Origin of the sequence: Cryobacterium levicorallinum (assembly GCF_004402405.1) — a bacterium.
GTDB classification, from domain to species: Bacteria; Actinomycetota; Actinomycetes; order Actinomycetales; family Microbacteriaceae; genus Cryobacterium; species Cryobacterium levicorallinum.
The window spans coordinates 42,021-60,390 of record NZ_SOFE01000011.1 but is presented as its reverse complement, the minus strand read 5'-3'; the positions used below and the strand labels follow the sequence as shown (position 1 = coordinate 60,390).

Sequence of the window (18,370 nt, the reverse complement as noted above, 5' to 3'; positions counted from 1 at the left end):
TGAGTCGTGTTTTACTTGATCAACACCGTATTTTTAGATTTTCCATGCGTCAAAACCCGAACCCGACCGATGGGTGGATGCTCGTGCAACTGCATTCAGTCGAGCTCGGCGATCATCTCATCCACGGCGGCCGCACCCAAGCGCTCGCTGAGCACCATGAGCCCGGCTCCTCGGATGCCCGCATCGGGACCACCCCGAGCGGGCACGATGTTGAGGTGCTGATTGGCTAGGGGAATCGATCGCCGGTACACCACTTCACGCACGCCTGCGATGATCTCCTGCACGTTTATACCCAGCTGTCCCCCAATGACGACGACAGACGGGTTCAGGACGCTGACGCACATCGCCGTGACCTCGCCGATCGCTCGCCCCGCCGCGCGCGCAGCGGCAATCGCTGTGGGGTCGCCCATTCTGATGCGGCCGGTGACGTCACCGGGCCCGATAATCGCGACCCCATCCCGACTCAGGTACGCCGCTATTGCCGGGGCGCTGGCCGTCGCCTCAAGGTCACGATCGTTGGCCGTTCCGGGCACCAGTACATGTCCAATGTCGCCTGCTGAGCCCCGGGAACCGCGCTGCAGTACTCCGCCCAGGATGATGCCCGCGCCAATTCCCGTGGACACCTTAATGAAGACCAAATCGTCGACCGCGGGCCACTGGGTCGCTTGCTCGCCGAGTGCGAGCAGGTTCACGTCGTTGTCGACCAGGACCGTGGCCATCAGGCGCTGGCGCACAAAAGCGGGGATGTCAAAGCCGTCCCAGCCCGGCATGATCGGGGGGCGGATGGGCCGGCCCGTCGAATGTTCTACGGGGCCTGGCACCCCCACGCCAATCCCCAACAGATCCCGTTGCTGATGACCACTAGCGACGAGTAGGCGCTCCGCGGTGTCGACGGCCCATGTGAGAATCTCGGTCGGTCCGTCGGCGATGTCAAGCACCCGGCTCTCCTGATAAAGCACGCGGCCGGAAAGGTCGAGAACGCCCACCGCACCGCGGGTAGCGCCAAGGTCGATTCCTATGCAGACCCTCGAGGTCTGGTCGAACATCAAGCGCGCGGCGGGGCGCCCGCCTGACGATGATGCCAGGCCTTTCGGAGTCACCAAGCCGATCGCCGTGAGCCCAGCCAGCCTGTTCACCACGCTGGTTCTCGCCAACCCGGTCTCGTCGACAAGCTCGGATCGCGTTCGCGGTCGGCCGTCGCGGAACAGCTGAAAGAGGTCGCCGGCACCGGATGAAAACATAGTCTCGTATCCCAAATCATGAAAAGACCAATGAGTAAAAAGAACACTACCGGACCGAACGAGTGCCCAAAAAAACTGTCTATTGACATTTTAATGTCATAAGTGCTACTTTCAACCCAGCAAGGACAAACTACAAGGAGGTAGAAGTGATGAAGTTCGCCTACGAGGCCAACGCGTGGGGCGGCGTGGTCGGTACGCCCGGCGCAGTGACTGATCTGGGATCGGGTTTCTATGTGACGCCGGGAGACGTGCATCAAACCGTCCAGGCGATCGCTGCAGCCGGCTACTCCGGAATCGAGTTGTTCGACGGCAACCTCCTTCCCTTCGAAGAATCGATCGACGACTTCGTATCTATCGTGCAAGCCAATGGCCTTGAAATCGCTGGCGTCTACACTGGTGGACACTTTATCTACCCTGATGCCCAGGAAGACGAGCTCGTCCGCTTCGATCGTTCGATTCGACTAGCCGCGTTCGCGGGTGCGCGCCACTATGTAGTCGGCGGCGGCGCAGTGCGGTCCACCGGCCCTAGGGCGCAGGACTATGAGGTAGCTGGTGCCTTCCTGGATATTATCGCCGAGCGCGCTCGCGCGGCCGGCCTCATTCCCAGCTATCACCCTCACCTCGGAAGCATCGCCCAAGCACCGGACCAAATCGACGCTCTCTTCGCCGCCACCTCCATCGGTCTTTGTGCCGACGTTGCGCACATCGCCGCAGGCGGCGGTGATCCCGTAGCCGTAATCCAGAAGTACAGCGACCGTCTGGCGTACGTGCACCTGAAAGACCTCGATCAGAAGACCAACGCCTTCCTGCCGCTGGGCGCGGGCGACCTGGACCTCACCGCCATCTTTGCTGCGGTCATCGACGCGGGCTATCAAGACTGGATCACCGTTGAGCTCGACGGATACGAGGGTGACAACGATGAAGCTGCCAGGAAAAGTCTTACATTTCTGCAGAACCTAACGCTTACCGACCCCGCACGATCCTAAGCACGACCAAGTAGTTACTCATAGCAAAGGAGCATGGAGAATGAAAGTTTCAACAACGCTTGTCGCCGCAGTTGCGGCCGCGGGTCTATTCGCGTTGACGGGGTGCACCCCGTCTGCGCAATCCACCGCAACCGAGGTTGCACCCGAGGTCACCGCTCAGATTGATGCGGCCCTCGCGGACATCACCGGCAAGGTTTTCAGCATCGGCCCCAACGGCGAAGAGCCCGCCTCGGTCGACACCACGACTGTAACCGACGAGCAGGCAACCGAGATCGCGGGTATGGGCCTCACCGCCGCGATTGTGATGCACTACGGTGGAAACGACTGGGCGAACGCCCAAATCGCCGGCCTGAACGCGGAATTCGACCGTCTCGGCATCGAAGTCATCGCAACCACGGATGCTAACTTCAACCCGGCCACGCAAGTCGCCAACATCGAGACGGTTCTGGCGCAGGACCCCGATATCATCGTGTCCATTCCCACCGATCCTGTGGCAACGGCTAGTGCCTACCGCAAGGCCAGTGAACAGGGCGTCAAACTAGTTTTTATGGACAATGTGCCCCAGGGCTTCGTCGCCGGTGAAGATTATGTCTCGATGGTGTCAGCCGACAACTACGGTAACGGGGTCACCTCGGCATACCTCCTCGCCCGCTCCCTCGGTGGCCAAGGAACGATCGGCGTGATCTATCACGAGGCCGACTTCTTCGTCACCCAGCAGCGATACGCTGGCTTCACGAAAACGATCACCGACGAGTTCCCCGATATTGAAATCATTCAGGAGCAAGGAATCGCCGGGCCTGACTTCGCCGGCGATGCCCAAGGCGTGGCCAACGCCATGCTCACCAAAAACCCCGACCTCGACGGTATTTGGGCTGTTTGGGACGTGCCAGCGGAGGGCGTGATGGCCGCTGCCCGAGAGACCGGTCGCACCGACATCAAGATCGCCACCGAAGACCTCGGCACGAACGTGGCGATCGCTCTGGCGAAGAATCAGATGATCGTTGGCCTCGGAGCCCAGCTTCCCTATGACCAGGGAATCGCCGAGGCCGACCTCGCCGCGCTCAGTATGCTCGGTCTGGAGGTTCCGGCCTACGTCGCGCTGAGCTCGCTGCCCGTCGACCACAAGAACGTTCTTGAGGCTTGGGAGACCGTTTACCACTCGGCTCCGCCGGCTGCCATCAAGGATGCCTACGTCGACTAATAACCGATGATCGACTCGTGGGGCGGCCGAAAACGGTCGCCCCACGAGAACTTTTGAAAATTGATGATCAACAGAACTGTCGAGCCCCGGTGGCTCAGGAAAGGTAGTCATGCAAGAGATTAATATCGCCATGATTGGTGGCGGATTTATGGGTAAAGCCCATTCCCTCGCCTACGCGGCGATGCCCATGTTCTTCTGGCCGTCTCCGGCGCGCCCAATCAAGAAGATCATCGTCGATGTGACCGACGATCTTGCTCGCACTGCCGCCGAGCGGTACTCGTGGGACGGTTATTCGTCATCGTGGCGCGACGTCGTCAACGATCCCGGGATCGATGTAATCGATATCGCCACCCCGAATAATCTGCACGCCGAGATCGCAATCGCCGCTGCCGAGGCCGGCAAACACATCATTTGTGAAAAGCCTCTGGCCCCGACGGCCGGCGAAGCCCGCCGCATGTACGAGGCGGCCCAGAAGGCCGGCGTTGTTACAGCAGTTGCCTTCAACTACCGCCGCACCCCGGCTGTAGCGCTCGCTAAGAAGTACATCGACGAGGGCGCTATTGGCACCATTCTGAACTTTCGCGGTACCTATTTGCAGGATTGGAGCGCAGACCCGAACTCGCCGCTCAGCTGGCGTTTCCAGAAAGACATCGCCGGCTCGGGCGCCGTGGGTGACATCGGCTCGCACGTGGTTGACTTGGCCCGCTATCTGGTCGGCGAGATTTCCGAAGTTACCTCGCTGGTCTCGAACTTTATCCCCGACCGTCCGCTCCAGTCTGGTGGTTTTGACGCCCTCGGCGGTTCCTCCACGTCTGACGGCCCGCGTGGCGCGGTCGACGTCGACGACGAGGCAATGTCGTTGATCAAGTTTCGCAATGGCGCGGTCGGCTCCCTTGAGGCAACGCGCAACGCCTGGGGCCGCAACAACTACATCACCTTCGAAATTCATGGAACCGAAGGCTCTATTTTCTTCAATTACGAGAACCGTGACGAGCTCCAGGTAGCGTTCAAGAATGACCGCGCCGATCGTCGAGGCTTTCGCACGGTATATACCGGCCCGAACACGCCATATGGTGAGTCGCTCTGGCCTATCCCTGCGCTGGGTATCGGTTACAGCGAAACGAAGATCATCGAAGCCCACGACTTCCTCAAGGCAGTCGCTGAAGGCGGAACTGTCGAACCCAACTTCGCCGACGGCTACCAAGCCGCGCTCGTCGACGACGCCATTCTTGAATCCGGCCGAACCGGTGAGTGGGTGCGGGTTCCGGATGTGACCGACCCGAACGCCACCGATGTCTGAGACTGCTGGCGCCCCTCCAGCGGTAAGAATGCGAGGCATCGTCAAGAGCTTCGGCCCGGTCGAAGTCCTGAAATCCGTTGACATGGACATCGTGGCCGGTGAGGTGCACGCTCTCGCCGGAGAGAACGGCGCGGGCAAGTCCACCCTAATGAAGGTCCTGCAAGGCGTTCATCCGATCACCTCTGGCACTATCGAGGTCGGGGGACAGCCGGTCGTCATCCGAACCACCGCCGATGCCGAGCGGGCCGGCATCGGCATGGTCTTTCAGGAATTCAGCCTCATCCCCTCGATGACGGTAGCGCAGAACATCTTTCTCAACCGCGAGATCCGCGGTAAAGCCGGACTGGTTGATGACCGTATGGCGGAGAAGGCGGCGCGCGAAATCTTTGACGGTTTGGGTGTAAAGATCGACCCCAAGGCGCGGGTGGAGACGCTGGGCACCGCGTACTGGCAGCTGGTGGAGATCGCTAAGGCTTTGGCCAAGAATGCCAGCGTCCTGGTAATGGACGAACCCACGGCCAGTCTCGCCAAACACGAGGTTGAGAACCTCTTCGAACTTATCGACAAGCTCAAGACCCGTGGCATCGCCATCGTCTATATCTCCCATCGGATGGACGAGATCCGCAGGGTCGCCGACCGCATCACGGTTTTGCGGGACGGCCGCGTCGTGCTCGCAGCCGGCGTCGCGCAACTGACCGCAGCCGAGATCATCGAAGCGATCATCGGCCGGAGGCTCGCCTCTGACCTGGTATATCGCGACCGACACCTGCTGGCCGATGCTCCCATTGTGCTCGAAGCCACCGACATTGGGAGCAGTCGCGTACTCAAATCAGTCAGCCTCACGATCCGTGCTGGAGAGATCGTCGGTCTCGCCGGGCTGATGGGCAGCGGACGCACCGAGTTCGCTCGCGTGGTCGCCGGAATGGACCGTCCGACTCAAGGAACGCTGAGTATCGATGGCACACTCGTTCGCTTTAGTACCCCGATGGCGGCTCAGCAGGCGGGTATCGCGCTCATTCCTGAGGACCGTCGCGAACAGGGGCTGGTGCTTGAGCACTCCGTCTCGGAGAATCTCGCCCTTCCCGTGCTTGACCGCGTGAAGTCAGGCGTCTTCCTTTCCATGACCAAGTTGCGCGAGCTGACCAATCAGCTCGTCAACCGCTTCGACGTCAAGGTCGCCGACCCCTATGCGCCGGTCAGTCTGCTGTCAGGCGGCAACCAGCAGAAGGTAGTCGTGGCGAAGTGGATCAACACAGGCCCTCGCATATTAGTGATGGACGAGCCTACCTCCGGTGTCGACATTGGCACGAAGACGGAAATCCTCGACATCGTGCGTGAATTTGCATCGCAGGGCAATGCGGTGCTGTTCATCTCATCCGAATTACCAGAACTCCTCGCGGTCGCCGACCGCATCGTCGTGTTCCGCGAAGGACGCTCCGACCGCGAACTCGACCGCGACGACGTCGCGAGCGAGGAACAGCTTCAACTCATAATCCAAGGAGAGGCAGCATGAGCAGCCCCACAACGGCCACCAGGCCATCCCTCATCTCCCAAGCTGTTAGTCGGTTCGACTGGCGTAGCAACGTTATTTACATCGCGTTCGTGGTCGTGTTCATCCTGTTCGCCATCTTCCTTAGCAACGACGGATTCCTCTCCGCCAACAACATGCTGAACATCGTGCGGCAGACGGCAACAATTTCGATAATGGCTGTCGCAATGACCTTCGTGATCGCCACTGCCGAAATCGACCTCAGCGTCGGCTCGATCGCCGGTCTCGCCTCCGTCGTCACCGCCATGGCGACGACCCAGTGGGGGCTCGTTCCCGGCATCGTCGCGGGACTACTCTCCGGGGCCATTATCGGCGCGATCAACGGCGGACTCGTTGCCTTGCTGAAGGTCCCGTCCTTCCTCGTTACGCTTGGGATGCTCGGCCTCGCGGCCGGGCTCGCGCAGTGGATCACCGCCTCGGCACCCCAGCCCATCAGCGACACCTTGTATGTGCAGATCTTCGGCGGCGGTGATTTCGGCCCTGTACCCGGGCTCCTCGTCTGGACGGTCGTGGCCGTGGCGGTCGGATGGATTGCAATGAACCGAACAAGTTTCGGACGCCGTGTGTTGGCGACCGGCGGTAATCCCACCGCAGCCGCGTACACCGGAATCCGCACCGCACGGATTAAATTCACCGTACTGCTTCTTTCAGGTATCGCCGCTGCTATCGCAGGGATGCTTTACGCGGGCCGGCTCGAATCAGGCCGCTTCCAATGGGGCCAAGGTGACGAGCTCACAGTCATCGCCGCAGTAATTCTCGGCGGTACAAGCCTTTTCGGAGGCCGGGGGGCGATCATCGGTACGCTCGTCGGGTCGCTCTTCATGGGTCTCATTAACAACGGCCTCATCCTCGCCGGGCTCGACGTCGCCCAACAGTCGGTCGTGCGTGGCGCGATCATCATCGCAGCGGTCGCCTTATCGAGGAAAAAGTGACGACCCGACCGCTCCGGAGCGGCATTATCGGAACCGGCTTTATGGGACGGGTGCACACACACGCTGTGCGTTCAGTAGGCGGCGTCGTCGTCGCCTACGCCGGCCGCGATGCCGACCGAACACGACTAGCCGCTGACGAAGAGAACGTGCCGCTGGCTCTCACACCAGAAGAGTTGATCGCCCATCCGGATGTCGATCTGGTACACATCTGCACTCCAAACGCGCAGCACGTTCCACTAGCCCTGGCCGCAATTGCCTCGGGCAAACACGTCATCTGTGAGAAACCACTAGCCCTCACCGCCGACGACGCCCTACGGCTCCAGCGCGCCGCCGATGATGCCGGAGTCGTAAACGCCGTGCCCTTCGTCTACCGCTTCTATCCGACGGTTCGCGAAGCAAAGGCCCGAATCGCCGATTCTGGCGAACGCATCTGGCTCGCGCACGGTCACTACCTACAAGACTGGCTCTCCGATCAGTCGAGCTACAACTGGCGGGTGATGGACGCGGGATCCCGTGCCTTCGCCGACATCGGTGTGCACTGGTGCGACCTTTTCGAGTTCACTACCGGTCACCGCATACAAAAATTGCTCGCGCAGAGCTCGCGGCTACATGACACTCGCCTGTCCGAGGCGGGCGAGGTCGCCGTCGCCACAGAAGACGGAGTGACCATGATGTTCCATACAGATCACGGCGCCACAGGCTCTGTCGTAATCTCCCAAGCCAGCCCCGGACGTAAAAATCAGCTGTGGATGTCGCTCGATGGCGAACACCGCTCCTATGCCTTCGACCAAGAAAATCCAAACGGTCTGTGGATCGGGTCGACCTCAGGAATCTCAATCATTCCGAAGGGCCTTGAGACGGTGAACCACGCTGCCACCGCGCCCTACGTCACAGTGCCCTCCGGGCATCCGCAGGGCTATCAAGATTGCTTCGGTCTATTCATGAAGGATGTGCATTCCGTGATCGAGGGCAAAGTCGTCCATGGACTTCCCACCTTTGCCGATGGAGTGCGTGCCGCCCAGCTGACGGATGCAGTCATCGAGTCATCGAAATCGGGTAATTGGGTCGAGGTCGTACCAACTCGTCAGTCGACCTCGAGGGCGGCATGAGCCAGCCGACGCACCCCGTCACCTTGTTCACGGGCCAATGGGCAGACCTCCCCTTCGAAGAGGTAGCGCGCCTGGCCGCCTCGTGGGGCTATGACGGTCTTGAGATCGCCGCGTCGGGCGACCACCTCGACCTACAACGAGCCGATGAAGATGCCGCGTACCTCGCATCCCGGCTCGAGATTTTAGACCGCCACGGCCTGAAGGTCTTTGCCATCTCGAACCACCTCGCAGGGCAGGCCGTCTGCGACGCTCCCATCGACTTTCGCCATCAGGCGATCCTGCGCCCCTATGTGTGGGGAGACGGAGAGGCTGAAGGTGTGCGGCAGCGGGCAGCCGAGGACATGAAACGTGCCGCGCGCGTCGCGCGCAAGCTCGGGGTAGACACGGTTGTGGGATTTACTGGTTCATCGATCTGGCCGTACGTTGCCATGTTCCCGCCAGTGCCGCCGTCGGTCATTGAGGCCGGCTACGATGACTTCGCCGCACGATGGAATCCAATCCTCGACATCTTCGACGACGAGGGCGTTCGATTCGCGCACGAAGTACATCCCGGTGAGATCGCCTACGACTACTGGACAAGCGTGCGCACTCTTGAGGCGATCGGCCATCGCCCGGCGTTCGGCTTCAACTGGGATCCGAGTCACATGATGTGGCAAAACATCGATCCTGTCGGATTCATCTGGGACTTTCAAGACCGGATTTACCACGTGGACTGCAAGGACACCCGACTGCGCCCAACCAACGGCCGTGCCGGCGTTCTGGGTTCCCACCTCGCGTGGGGCGACCCACGACGCGGCTGGGATTTCGTATCGACAGGACACGGCGATGTGCCATGGGAAGACGCATTCCGAGCCCTGGAGGCGATCGGCTACAGCGGACCCATCTCGATCGAGTGGGAGGATGCAGGAATGGACCGGCTCCACGGTGCGGCTGAGGCAATCGAGTTCGTTCGTTCTAAGCTGTGGACACGGCCGACCGACTCATTCGACGCGGCGTTCACAAACCAATGACGACGCCAGCGGAGTCGGCGTTCGTTGTTTTTGCTCAAATTCGGGTGTGTGAAGCGAAGCTCGAACGGTTTCTCACGCATCTTCTAAGGCTTGCCGAGCGGTCCCTCGCCGATGAGACCGGCTGTTTGCAGTACGACGTAATCGAACTCGATCGCGCGACCCGGCTGTTTGGCGTCTACGAGGTCTACCGTGACGCCGAGGCCTATAACGTACACCGGACATCCGTTCACTTCCACGAGTGGGAGGTTGTGGCCGAAGGCGTTATAGAAGAGAGTGGCCTCGATGTGCAAACCGGTCGGCTGGTGCGCACAAGCTCCGCCCGGACCGATGCCCCGTGTCGGAAGTCCCCTGTGGAAGTCGTTTAAGGGATTCGAGGATTTGATCTGCGGGTTCTGGTCCAGATGCATGGTTTGGGGGGCGTCGTTCCACGCTTTCACTCAGTTACTGTATCGGCCTTGAGCGCTCGGGAGCTGCGGTGATCTGAACGTCAGAGGAGGTCTACGCATCGTGGTGTCCAGCGACATGGACGCGGTCGGGTGCTCGAGGACGCCAGGAGGGTCATCCAGCACATACTCGCACCTGATGCGATCGTCCGGCGCCTGAGCGAGCTGGCTCGATCCCCTCCAGAAATCGGCGACCGGCATCCGAGCAGGGCGAGGCACCGCTCATACGTGCGCCGGGGAGTGGATGCGCGCTGGCTGGGGGAAATTGAGCAGTTGAAACGGTCGTCGTTGCGCACCGGCTATTCAGTGGTCGGCGCCTACGGTCCCGCTTGAGGAGCGTTCAGAGGAATGAGGCCGCGGCGTGCGCGGCGTACTGCGCGCGAATGACCGTCTGAAAGTCGGGCGCCGGCTCGGCCGCAATGGCCGCAGCCCAGGTCGGCCGGGTGCCGGTCAGAGCCCAGGCCGCCTGCACTGCCCCGCCGTCGGCGACATACTCGCCCGGCGCCGGTACCACGACCGGAGCGGCGAACACCTGGGCGGCGATGGCGCGCACGGCCGGGTTCTGCGCCGCCCCGCCGATCAGCAGAATGCGCCCGACGGCAACGCCCAGCGCCTGCACGGCGTCGAGGCCGTCGGCCAGTCCGCACAACATGCCCTCGATCGCGGCGCGTGCCAGGTTCGGCCGGGTCGTCGACGCGAGAGTCATTCCGAAAACGGATGCCGTCGCCTCCGGCAGGTTCGGCGTGCGTTCCCCGGCGAAGTACGGCTGCAGCACGAGGCCTTGTGCTCCCGGCTCGGCTTCTAGGGCGAGGCGCCCCAACTCGTCGTAGTCGACGCCGAGCAGCGCTGCGATGGAGTCGAGAACGCGGGCGGCATTGAGGGTCGCGACCAGGGGCAGGAAGTCTGCGGAAGCGGAGGCGAACCCGGCGACCGAGCCGGAGGCATCCGTTGTGGCCTGATCAGTGACGGCGAACACGGTGCCGCTCGTGCCGATCGAGACGATGACATCGCCGGCGCTCGCGCCGAGGCCGAGGGCGGCACCCGCATTGTCGCCGGCACCCGCGGCAACCACGATGCCGGCTGGGAGCCAGGCGTGGTTGCTGCTGTCGACGAGTCGCGCGGTAACGCCGGCCTGGTCGGCGGCATCCAGCACGCGGGGGAGCACGGCGGCGTGGCCGAGGGCGAGTTCGAACAGGTCAAGGTCATAGTCGCCGGTGCTCGGCGACCAATACGCTGTGCCGCTCGCGTCGGAACGGTCGGTGGTGAGCTCTGTCAGCACGGGGCCGAGGGGATTTTCGGCGGCCGGGCCATCGGCGACGACGGAGGTCGCGGCCGGGCCGAAGCCGCGCAGACGCCAGGTGAGCCAGTCGTGCGGCAGGGCTACGGCGGCGACCCGGGCCGCGTTGGCCGGTTCGGCGTCCTGGAGCCAGCGGAGTTTGGTCGCGGTGAAGGACGCGACCGGAACGACTCCGGTGCGGGCGGCGTACTCGGCGGCGCCTACTTCGCGCAGCAGGTCGAGGGCGGCCGGGGCGCTGCGGGTGTCATTCCAGAGCAGCGCCGGGCGAATGACTTCGCCGTCGATGTCGAGCACGACCATGCCGTGCTGCTGCGCCCCGATCGAGATGGCGGCGACGTCGTCGAGCCCGCCGGCGTCAGCGACGGCCTCCTGCAGGGCGTCCCACCAGGCGGCGGGGTCGACCTCGGTGCCTTCGGGGTGGCTGGCCCGACCGGACCGCACCAGCGCTCCGGTGTCGGCGTCACGAATGACGACCTTGCAACTCTGTGTCGACGAATCGACTCCGGCAACCAGTGTCATGACATGTCCGTTCGTAGGTCAGGTGCGCATAACTCCTGCAATCTGTGCGGCCGCCCAGTGACTTTGGCGTAAAGACGTGGGTGTCGGTGCGGGCGGCAGATAATTTGCAGGAGTTATGCGCGGTGGTGGGTGGCTAAATCAGGAAACCGGGGGTGCTGGTTGGCACCCGACCCCGATTTTACGGGGCACATAGTGGCGATGGCGGCCGAACCCTGAATTAGCCCCCGCCGGGCAGGGGCAGGGGCAGGGGCTAGCGGGCGCCGAGCAGGTGTTCGAGGGCGAGCTGCTGCAGGTGCACGAAGCCGAAGCCCTTGCCGCCGAAGTACGCGTCGGTGTCGAAGTCTTCGTAGGAGCCGCGGTCGGCCAGCAGGTCGTCGTAGCTCTCGCCGACGGCGAGGGTGTTGTTCGACAGGTCAGGCACCTTCGACGCGGCGAGGGCCGCCTGCACCTCGGGGTCGGCGCGGAAGGCGGCGGCGCGCTGTTTGAGCAGCAGGTAGGTGCGCATGTTGGCGGCGGCCGAGGTCCACACTCCGGCGACGTCTTCCGTGCGTGAAGGCTTGTAGTCGAAGTGGCGGGGCCCGGTGTAGGTCTGGCCACCGTTAGGGCCGCCGTTTTCGAGCAGGTCGACGAGGGCGAACGCGTTCTGCAGGTCGCCGTGCCCGAAGACCAGGTCCTGGTCGTACTTGATGCCGCGTTGACCGTTCAGGTCGATGTGGAACAGCTTGCCCTGGTACAGCGCCTGGGCGATGCCGGCAGCGAAGTTGAGGCCGGCCATCTGCTCGTGCCCGACCTCGGGGTTCACGCCCACCATCTCGGGCCGCTCGAGGGTTTCGATGAAGGCCATCGCGTGGCCGACGGTCGGCAGCAGAATATCGCCGCGGGGTTCGTTGGGCTTGGGCTCGATCGCGAAACGAATGTCGTAGCCCTTGTCGGTGACGTAGTCGCCGAGCATGTTCACAGCTTCGCGGTAGCGGTTGAGCGCCGAACGGATGTCCTTGGCCGAGTCATACTCGGCGCCCTCGCGGCCGCCCCACATGACGAACGTCTGGGCGCCGAGCTCGGCGGCGAGGTCGATATTGCGCAAAACCTTGCGCAGGGCGAACCGGCGCACGGCCCGGTCGTTCGAGGTGAACCCGCCGTCTTTGAACACCGGAGCGCTGAACAGGTTGGTGGTGACCATCGGCACGACCAGGCCGGTGTCGGCGAGGGCCTGCTTGAGGCGGTCGATCTGCAACTGGCGGGCGGCATCCGTTGAACCGAAGTCGAACAGGTCATCATCGTGAAAGGTGAGGCCGTAGGCGCCGAGCTCGGCCAGGTTAGTGACGGCGTCGACCACGTCTAGCTTGGGCCGGGTCGGGCCGCCGAACGGGTCACTGCCGTTGTAACCGACGGTCCACAGGCCGAAGGAGAACTTGTCGTCGCGGGTGGGGGTCAGGCTCACGGTCATGTCACTCTTTCCATTTCAGCTGCATTGATGATTTGTTGATTACTCAAACATATATGAGAAGCGAGCGCAATCGTGCGTGAATTTGCGAAGCCGAGCATCCTCGCCCTGTCGATCGTCTCGGTCAATACACGGGCATGGTGTATAGCAGCGTTTTCACCAATTCAAGAATCTTTTGGGGCAGCGGGAATTGAGTCCTGGACATCGGTCAACCCTGCAATGGGTCGGTTCAGATTCGGGTATTCCGTGCTGTTGCGCAAGTCGCCGCATCCAGTCGAGTTCATCGAGGACAGGTCCAAGCGGCGGATGGGGCTGGGCGCGGGTGGATTCGTAGAGTGTGAGGTGGGCCCCGGCCCTCTTGGCTCGGAGCCCCTGGTTGGCCAGTTCCGCAGCGAGCGACTTGGGTGCTGCGTCGTAAGCGAGCTGGAAGGCGCCGGGTGCGTCGTGGTGCATGGCGAACTCCGCGGTGGCCAGGTGCGCCTCTGCCTGGTCGATCATGAGGTCTGAGAGCTCTCGATTTGGTGCCACCCGATCCAGTCGGCGCTCCGCAATCAGGCGATCAACTACGCTCCGTCCTTGTTCCCAACGAACGATCATGAGTTGGTTCCTCCGATCTTCAAATCGACGAGGGGTCGCCTAGAGTGTGCTCACGAAGGGCGAATCCCCCGTTTCCCAATCATTCACAGACAGACGCACTTTATGTGAAAGTAAACACGTCGTTCCTTGTCCACGGGTTCAACGCGCTACACGTGATCCCGCCAGCTGTGCTCGGGGGCGAAGCCGAGCATCCGCTTCGCCTTGTCGATCGACAGCAAGGTCTCGTGTTCGCCGACCTCTTTCGTGACGGAAACGTTTGGGAAGACCTCGGCTGCCAGGCTTGCACTCGACCGACTCATCACGGTGTCGGCGGCCGCGATGATGAACGTCTCGAAGCCCGGCTGGGCCTGCTCGAGTGCCCGCAGCACGGCCTGGGCGCCGTCGCGACCGTCGATGTAACCCCAGAGGTTCCACTTGCGCAGGGTGGCGTCGGCGTCGTAGCCGGGGAAGGCCGCGTAGTCGCCTTCGTCCATGACGTTGGAGAAGCGTAACGCGGTGATGCTGAGCAGCGGATCCCAGCGCACGAGCTGAATGGCCATCTGCTCTTCGAGGTGCTTGACCAGCGAATACGTGCTCTCCGGGCGGGCCGGGTACGCCTCATCGACGGGAATGTACGGCGGGTCGATATCGAAGGGCAGACCCAGGGTGGTCTCGCTCGAGGCATACACGATGCGCTTGATGCCCGCCCGCCGCGCGGCCTGGAACACGTTGTAGGTCGCGAGCATATTGTTATGAAAGGTGGCCACGTCGGGCAAAATGCCCGGGGCCGGAATGGCGCCGAGGTGCACGAGCGCGTCGAACCCGTCGGTGCGGTCGTCGATGCCGAACATCACGTCACTCACCTGGCCGTAGTCGGTCAGGTCGATCTGGGTGAATCCGGCGCCGCGCACTCCCGACTGATCGAGGTTGGTGACGGTGTGGCCCTCGCTGGTCAGGCGCGCGACGACGCTGCGTCCGAGCTTGCCACTGCCGCCGGTAACGGCGATTCTCATTAAGTACGCCTTTTTTTAATAGCGGATGCCGCTGGCTTACGCTTCGCGCTGCTCCGGCGAGACGGTCTTGCGCGGGTCGAACTCGGCCAGGTCGCGCACGGCGGCGTCGATTTGTGTGAGCACCTCAGAGTCGAGCTGCACTCCGGCGGCCTTCACATTGTCGGCGACCTGCTCGGGGCGGGAAGCGCCCATGATGGCGGAGGCGACGTTCTTATTCGCGAGCACCCAGGCGAGCGCGAGCTGAGCCATGGTGAGCCCGAGGTCATCGGCGATCGGGCGCAGCTTCTGCACGGCCGTGAGAACCTCGGTGCTCATCCAGCGCTGGATCATATTGGCGCCACCCTTGGCATCCGTTGCCCGGCTGCCTTCAAGGAGCGCCTGCCCCGGCAGATACTTGCCGGTAAGCACGCCCTGCGCAACCGGGGACCAGACGATCTGGGAGACGCCGAGTTCCTCGGCGGCCGGAACCACCTCGGATTCGATCACACGCCAGAGCATCGAATACTGCGGCTGGTTGGAGATGAGCTGAATATTCAGGTCGGTAGCAAGCTTGTGGCCGGCGCGTAGCTGCTCGGCGTTCCACTCGCTCACCCCGATATAGAGGGCCTTGCCCTGGCGCACGACGTCGGCGAAGGCCTGCATGGTCTCTTCGAGCGGGGTCTCCACGTCGTAGCGATGCGCCTGGTAGAGGTCGACGTAGTCGGTCTGCAGCCGGGTTAGTGAGCCGTCGATCGACTTGAGGATGTGCTTGCGGGAGAGTCCGACGTCGTTGTGGCCCTTGGGGCCGGTCGGGCCGAAAACCTTGGTGAAAATCTCGAGAGATTGGCGGCGTTCGCCCTTGAGCGCGTTGCCGAGCACCTGCTCTGCCATGGTGTTGGCGTACACGTCTGCGGTGTCGAAGGAACTGATTCCCGCGTCGAGGGCCGCGCGCACGCACGCCGTCGCGGTGTCGTTTTCGATCTGAGAACCGTGGGTCAGCCAATTGCCGTAGGTGATTTCTGAAACTTTTAATCCGCTGTTGCCGAGATAACGAAACTCCATGACGTCCCTGTCTGGCACCCGTGTCCGTCAGCGCCGTCGATGATTTGTTGACTCTGGCAACGTATCACCCCACGATGTCCATCCGGAGCGGTAACCTGAATTCTGATCGAAACATGAGAGTCGAGAGCAGTGGACGCCATGCAGGGCACCAACCATGACGATCTGCGTCGCCGCAACCTGTCGATCATTCTGCGCCTGGTGCACCGGAGCGGGGCAGCATCGCGCGCCCAGCTCACCCGACTGACCGGCCTGAACCGGTCGACCATCGGCGCCCTGGTTGCCGAACTCGTCGAGCGCGGGTTGGTTGAGGAACGCACGCCCGACCCGACCAAACTGGCCGGTAGGCCGAGTCCGATCGTCGCGGCGAGCGACCGCGTGGTGGCCCTCGCGGTGAACCCCGAGATCGACGCGATTACCGTGGGAGTGGTCGCTCTGAGCGGCGTCGTGCACCGCCGCATCCGCTTCGCAACGTCGTCGTCGCCGACGGCCGCCGAGGCCGTCGCGATCACCGCCGGCATCATCGACGATCTGCGAAATGACCTGAGCGAATATTCCATAATCGGAATAGGCATTGCTGTGCCCGGTTTGGTGCGTGCGTTCGACGGGCTGGTGCGCCACGCCCCACACCTCGGCTGGGTCGACGAGCCGCTCGGCGACCTCCTCGCGGCGGCAACGGGCCTGCCCGTCGTCGCGGCCAACGACGCGAGCCTCGGCGTCACCGCCGAACGCTACTTTGGTGCCGGGCAGGGTATGACCGACTTGATCTACCTCAACGGCGGATCGAGCGGAATCGGTGGCGGCCTCGTCGTCGGGGGCGTCGCGGCCGGCGGTCGAGCGGGCTACGCCGGAGAATTCGGGCACATCCGGGTCAGCGCGAGCGGGCAGAAAGACTCGGCGGGCATCGCGGGCACCCTCGAAGCGGAGGTGACCCGCGACGCTCTGCTCGAGGTGCTGGGCCTGCGCGCGAGCGAAACGGATGCCGACACCCTCGAACGCGCGCTGCTCGCCTCCGATTCCGCGGCGGTGCACGCCGAGGTCGCCCGGCAGCTCGACTTTCTGGCCGTAGCCCTGGCTGGCGCGGTGAACGTGCTCAACCCGCAGGTGATCGTGCTCGGCGGCTTTCTCGCCGCGCTGCACGCAGCCGACCCCGACCGGCTCAGCCGCGCGGTCGCCGCTCTGTCACTCGGGACAGCGTTCGACGGGGTGCAGATCGCGCCCGCGCTGCTCGGCTCGAATCTGCTGTTGATCGGGGCGGCCGAACTGGCCTTCGAGGCGCTGCTGCTCGACCCGCAGCTGGATCGGGGGAATACTTTCGCGCTCCCCGCGCTTAGCGCAAGGGTGGCCGTGTCGCCCGCCAGCCATCCTCACTAAACCAACCAAGGACATCCGCTACGTGATTACCGCCAGCATCCCCGTCATCAGTGCCGCGCAACTTTCCTCGACTGCCGTGCACCCCGGGGACAAGCTGAGCCGGCGACAGCGCATCGTCTACATTCTCATTCTGGGAGCCCTCACCGCCCTGGGCCCGTTCACGATCGACCTCTATCTGCCGGCCTTCCCGACACTCGAGAGCGAATTCGGTGTCTTGCCGTCGGTCATTCAGCTCACCCTGACTGGAACCATGATCGGTTTCGGGTTCGGGCAGCTCGTTGTGGGTCCGTGGAGCGACAAGGTGGGCCGCCGGCTGCCGCTCATGCTGGCGACCGGCGTGCACATCCTCGCCTGCGTCGGTGCTGCGATGTCGAACGACATTATTGTGCTCGCGGGGTTCCGCGTGCTGCAGGGCTTTGGCGCTGCGGCCGGTGCGGTCGTGGCGATGGCCATGGTGCGCGACCTGTTCGGCGGCAAGCCGCTCGTGCGTATGCTCTCCCGGCTGGCCCTGGTCAGCGGCCTCGCGCCGGTGCTTGCGCCGGTCATCGGTTCGCAGCTTCTGCTCGTGATGAACTGGCGCGGCATCTTTTGGGTGCTCGCCGCCTACGGCGTCATCGTGATTCTGGCCGTCGCGTTCTGGATCGTGGAGACGCTGCCCGAGAGTGAACGCAACGTGAAGGGGCACAACACCCTGGCGCAGCGCTACAAGGCGGTGCTGAGCGACCGCACCTTCGTCGGCGTCGCGATCATCGGGGCGATGACCTTCACCGGGCTGTTCTCCTACCTCTCGGCGTCGCCGTTTCTCTTTCAGGATGTCTACCGGTTCAGTCCGCAGGAATACGGCCTGCTCTTTGCCGTGAACTCGCTCGGTGTCGTCACCGGTGTGCAGTTGAGCTCGCGGCTGATGCACCGATTCAACATTGGGCCGCAGTGGATTTTGTCGGTCTCTACCGTTGTGCTGCTGCTCACCGCCGGGGCGATCGTGCTCCTGGACTTTGCTGGCATGGGACTGTGGGGCACTCTGGTTCCGCTGTGGTTCTTCATCGCCGCCTGCGGCTTCACTTTGCCGAGCGTTCAGGTCATTGCCCTCAACGCGCACGGGCATGAGGCCGGAACCGCGGCGTCGCTGCTTGGCGCGGCGAACTTCGGTGTGGCCGGCCTGATCTCGCCGATTGTGGGACTGCTGGGAGTGGGAACGTCGATACCGATGGCATCCGTTATGGGAGTCGCCGCGGTGGTGTCGCTGCTCTCCCTCTGGCTAATCGTGCGCCCGCGCAGCGTTCCGGCGCTCGAGCGCTGACTTTCTCCGGAGCTTCTCCACAGGAGATAGTTTCGATT

Annotated in this window: 15 protein-coding genes; 10 read left to right on the top strand and 5 right to left on the bottom strand. The window is 63.1% G+C overall.

All coding sequences use genetic code 11. The features are described from left to right. Window positions 1-95 precede the first annotated feature (95 nt). Window positions 96-1,241, bottom strand: a complete 1,146-nt coding sequence (locus E3O11_RS05630) for an ROK family protein (RefSeq protein ID WP_092448304.1) — start codon at window positions 1,239-1,241, stop codon at window positions 96-98. 149 nt (window positions 1,242-1,390) lie between these two features. Between E3O11_RS05630 and E3O11_RS05625 the strand changes: the two genes are divergently transcribed. From E3O11_RS05625 to E3O11_RS18670, 8 genes are all read left to right on the top strand, one after another. Then, window positions 1,391-2,227, top strand: coding sequence for a sugar phosphate isomerase/epimerase family protein (locus tag E3O11_RS05625; protein WP_092448303.1), 837 nt, complete (start codon window positions 1,391-1,393; stop codon window positions 2,225-2,227). Between the two features lie 40 nt (window positions 2,228-2,267). Then, window positions 2,268-3,428 (top strand): substrate-binding domain-containing protein, encoded by a 1,161-nt coding sequence (locus tag E3O11_RS05620; protein ID WP_092448302.1) that lies wholly within the window; start codon window positions 2,268-2,270, stop codon window positions 3,426-3,428. A 109-nt stretch (window positions 3,429-3,537) separates the two neighbouring features. Further along, window positions 3,538-4,728, top strand: coding sequence for a levoglucosan dehydrogenase (locus tag E3O11_RS05615; protein WP_092448301.1), 1,191 nt, complete (start codon window positions 3,538-3,540; stop codon window positions 4,726-4,728). A 28-nt stretch (window positions 4,729-4,756) separates the two neighbouring features. Beyond that, on the top strand, window positions 4,757-6,241 hold the full coding sequence (locus tag E3O11_RS05610) for a sugar ABC transporter ATP-binding protein (protein WP_092448300.1): 1,485 nt from the start codon (window positions 4,757-4,759) through the stop codon (window positions 6,239-6,241). Continuing rightward, on the top strand, window positions 6,238-7,209 hold the full coding sequence (locus E3O11_RS05605; protein WP_092448299.1) for an ABC transporter permease: 972 nt from the start codon (window positions 6,238-6,240) through the stop codon (window positions 7,207-7,209). The genes E3O11_RS05610 and E3O11_RS05605 overlap by 4 nt, the downstream gene beginning before the upstream one ends. Next, window positions 7,206-8,318, top strand: a complete 1,113-nt coding sequence (locus tag E3O11_RS05600) for a Gfo/Idh/MocA family protein (RefSeq protein ID WP_092448298.1) — start codon at window positions 7,206-7,208, stop codon at window positions 8,316-8,318. The genes E3O11_RS05605 and E3O11_RS05600 overlap by 4 nt, the downstream gene beginning before the upstream one ends. Then, window positions 8,315-9,328, top strand: coding sequence for a sugar phosphate isomerase/epimerase family protein (locus E3O11_RS05595; RefSeq protein WP_092448297.1), 1,014 nt, complete (start codon window positions 8,315-8,317; stop codon window positions 9,326-9,328). The genes E3O11_RS05600 and E3O11_RS05595 overlap by 4 nt, the downstream gene beginning before the upstream one ends. Beyond that, the gene (locus E3O11_RS18670; protein WP_092448296.1) at window positions 9,325-9,693 is read left to right on the top strand and encodes a putative quinol monooxygenase; all 369 of its coding nucleotides are present in this window, start codon (window positions 9,325-9,327) and stop codon (window positions 9,691-9,693) included. Before E3O11_RS05595 ends, E3O11_RS18670 begins: the two co-directional genes overlap by 4 nt. A gap of 418 nt (window positions 9,694-10,111) precedes the next feature. Here the strand turns inward: E3O11_RS18670 and E3O11_RS05585 are convergent, their stop codons facing one another. The 4 genes from E3O11_RS05585 to E3O11_RS05570 form a co-directional block, all read right to left on the bottom strand. Next, a complete protein-coding gene (locus E3O11_RS05585; protein WP_092448295.1) occupies window positions 10,112-11,587 on the bottom strand; it encodes a xylulokinase in 1,476 nt (491 codons plus the stop codon). 250 nt (window positions 11,588-11,837) lie between these two features. After that, window positions 11,838-13,034, bottom strand: a complete 1,197-nt coding sequence (xylA, locus tag E3O11_RS05580; RefSeq protein WP_092448294.1) for a xylose isomerase — start codon at window positions 13,032-13,034, stop codon at window positions 11,838-11,840. A 740-nt stretch (window positions 13,035-13,774) separates the two neighbouring features. Beyond that, complete coding sequence (locus E3O11_RS05575) at window positions 13,775-14,620, bottom strand: NAD-dependent epimerase/dehydratase family protein (protein WP_092448292.1); 846 nt, start codon at window positions 14,618-14,620, stop codon at window positions 13,775-13,777. 36 nt (window positions 14,621-14,656) lie between these two features. Then, a complete protein-coding gene (locus E3O11_RS05570) occupies window positions 14,657-15,661 on the bottom strand; it encodes an aldo/keto reductase family protein (protein ID WP_092448291.1) in 1,005 nt (334 codons plus the stop codon). Between the two features lie 138 nt (window positions 15,662-15,799). On the opposite strand from E3O11_RS05570, the gene E3O11_RS05565 reads away from it, so the two are divergent. Together E3O11_RS05565 and E3O11_RS05560 are read left to right on the top strand one after the other, a co-directional pair. Then, window positions 15,800-17,032, top strand: a complete 1,233-nt coding sequence (locus E3O11_RS05565; protein WP_092448461.1) for an ROK family transcriptional regulator — start codon at window positions 15,800-15,802, stop codon at window positions 17,030-17,032. Window positions 17,033-17,054: 22 nt separating this feature from the next. Continuing rightward, window positions 17,055-18,332 carry a multidrug effflux MFS transporter gene (locus E3O11_RS05560; protein ID WP_241980671.1) on the top strand — a complete coding sequence of 426 codons (1,278 nt, stop codon included), beginning with the start codon at window positions 17,055-17,057 and terminating at the stop codon, window positions 18,330-18,332. Window positions 18,333-18,370: the final 38 nt, after the last annotated feature.

Coding starts and splice junctions, on each gene's coding strand:
- E3O11_RS05630 (WP_092448304.1), bottom strand. CDS start 1,241: ATGTTTTCATCCGGTGCCGGCGACCTCTTTCAGCTGTTCCGCGACGGC.
- E3O11_RS05625 (WP_092448303.1), top strand. CDS start 1,391: ATGAAGTTCGCCTACGAGGCCAACGCGTGGGGCGGCGTGGTCGGTACG.
- E3O11_RS05620 (WP_092448302.1), top strand. CDS start 2,268: ATGAAAGTTTCAACAACGCTTGTCGCCGCAGTTGCGGCCGCGGGTCTA.
- E3O11_RS05615 (WP_092448301.1), top strand. CDS start 3,538: ATGCAAGAGATTAATATCGCCATGATTGGTGGCGGATTTATGGGTAAA.
- E3O11_RS05610 (WP_092448300.1), top strand. CDS start 4,757: ATGCGAGGCATCGTCAAGAGCTTCGGCCCGGTCGAAGTCCTGAAATCC.
- E3O11_RS05605 (WP_092448299.1), top strand. CDS start 6,238: ATGAGCAGCCCCACAACGGCCACCAGGCCATCCCTCATCTCCCAAGCT.
- E3O11_RS05595 (WP_092448297.1), top strand. CDS start 8,315: ATGAGCCAGCCGACGCACCCCGTCACCTTGTTCACGGGCCAATGGGCA.
- E3O11_RS18670 (WP_092448296.1), top strand. CDS start 9,325: ATGACGACGCCAGCGGAGTCGGCGTTCGTTGTTTTTGCTCAAATTCGG.
- E3O11_RS05585 (WP_092448295.1), bottom strand. CDS start 11,587: ATGACACTGGTTGCCGGAGTCGATTCGTCGACACAGAGTTGCAAGGTC.
- xylA (WP_092448294.1), bottom strand. CDS start 13,034: ATGACCGTGAGCCTGACCCCCACCCGCGACGACAAGTTCTCCTTCGGC.
- E3O11_RS05575 (WP_092448292.1), bottom strand. CDS start 14,620: ATGAGAATCGCCGTTACCGGCGGCAGTGGCAAGCTCGGACGCAGCGTC.
- E3O11_RS05570 (WP_092448291.1), bottom strand. CDS start 15,661: ATGGAGTTTCGTTATCTCGGCAACAGCGGATTAAAAGTTTCAGAAATC.
- E3O11_RS05565 (WP_092448461.1), top strand. CDS start 15,800: ATGCAGGGCACCAACCATGACGATCTGCGTCGCCGCAACCTGTCGATC.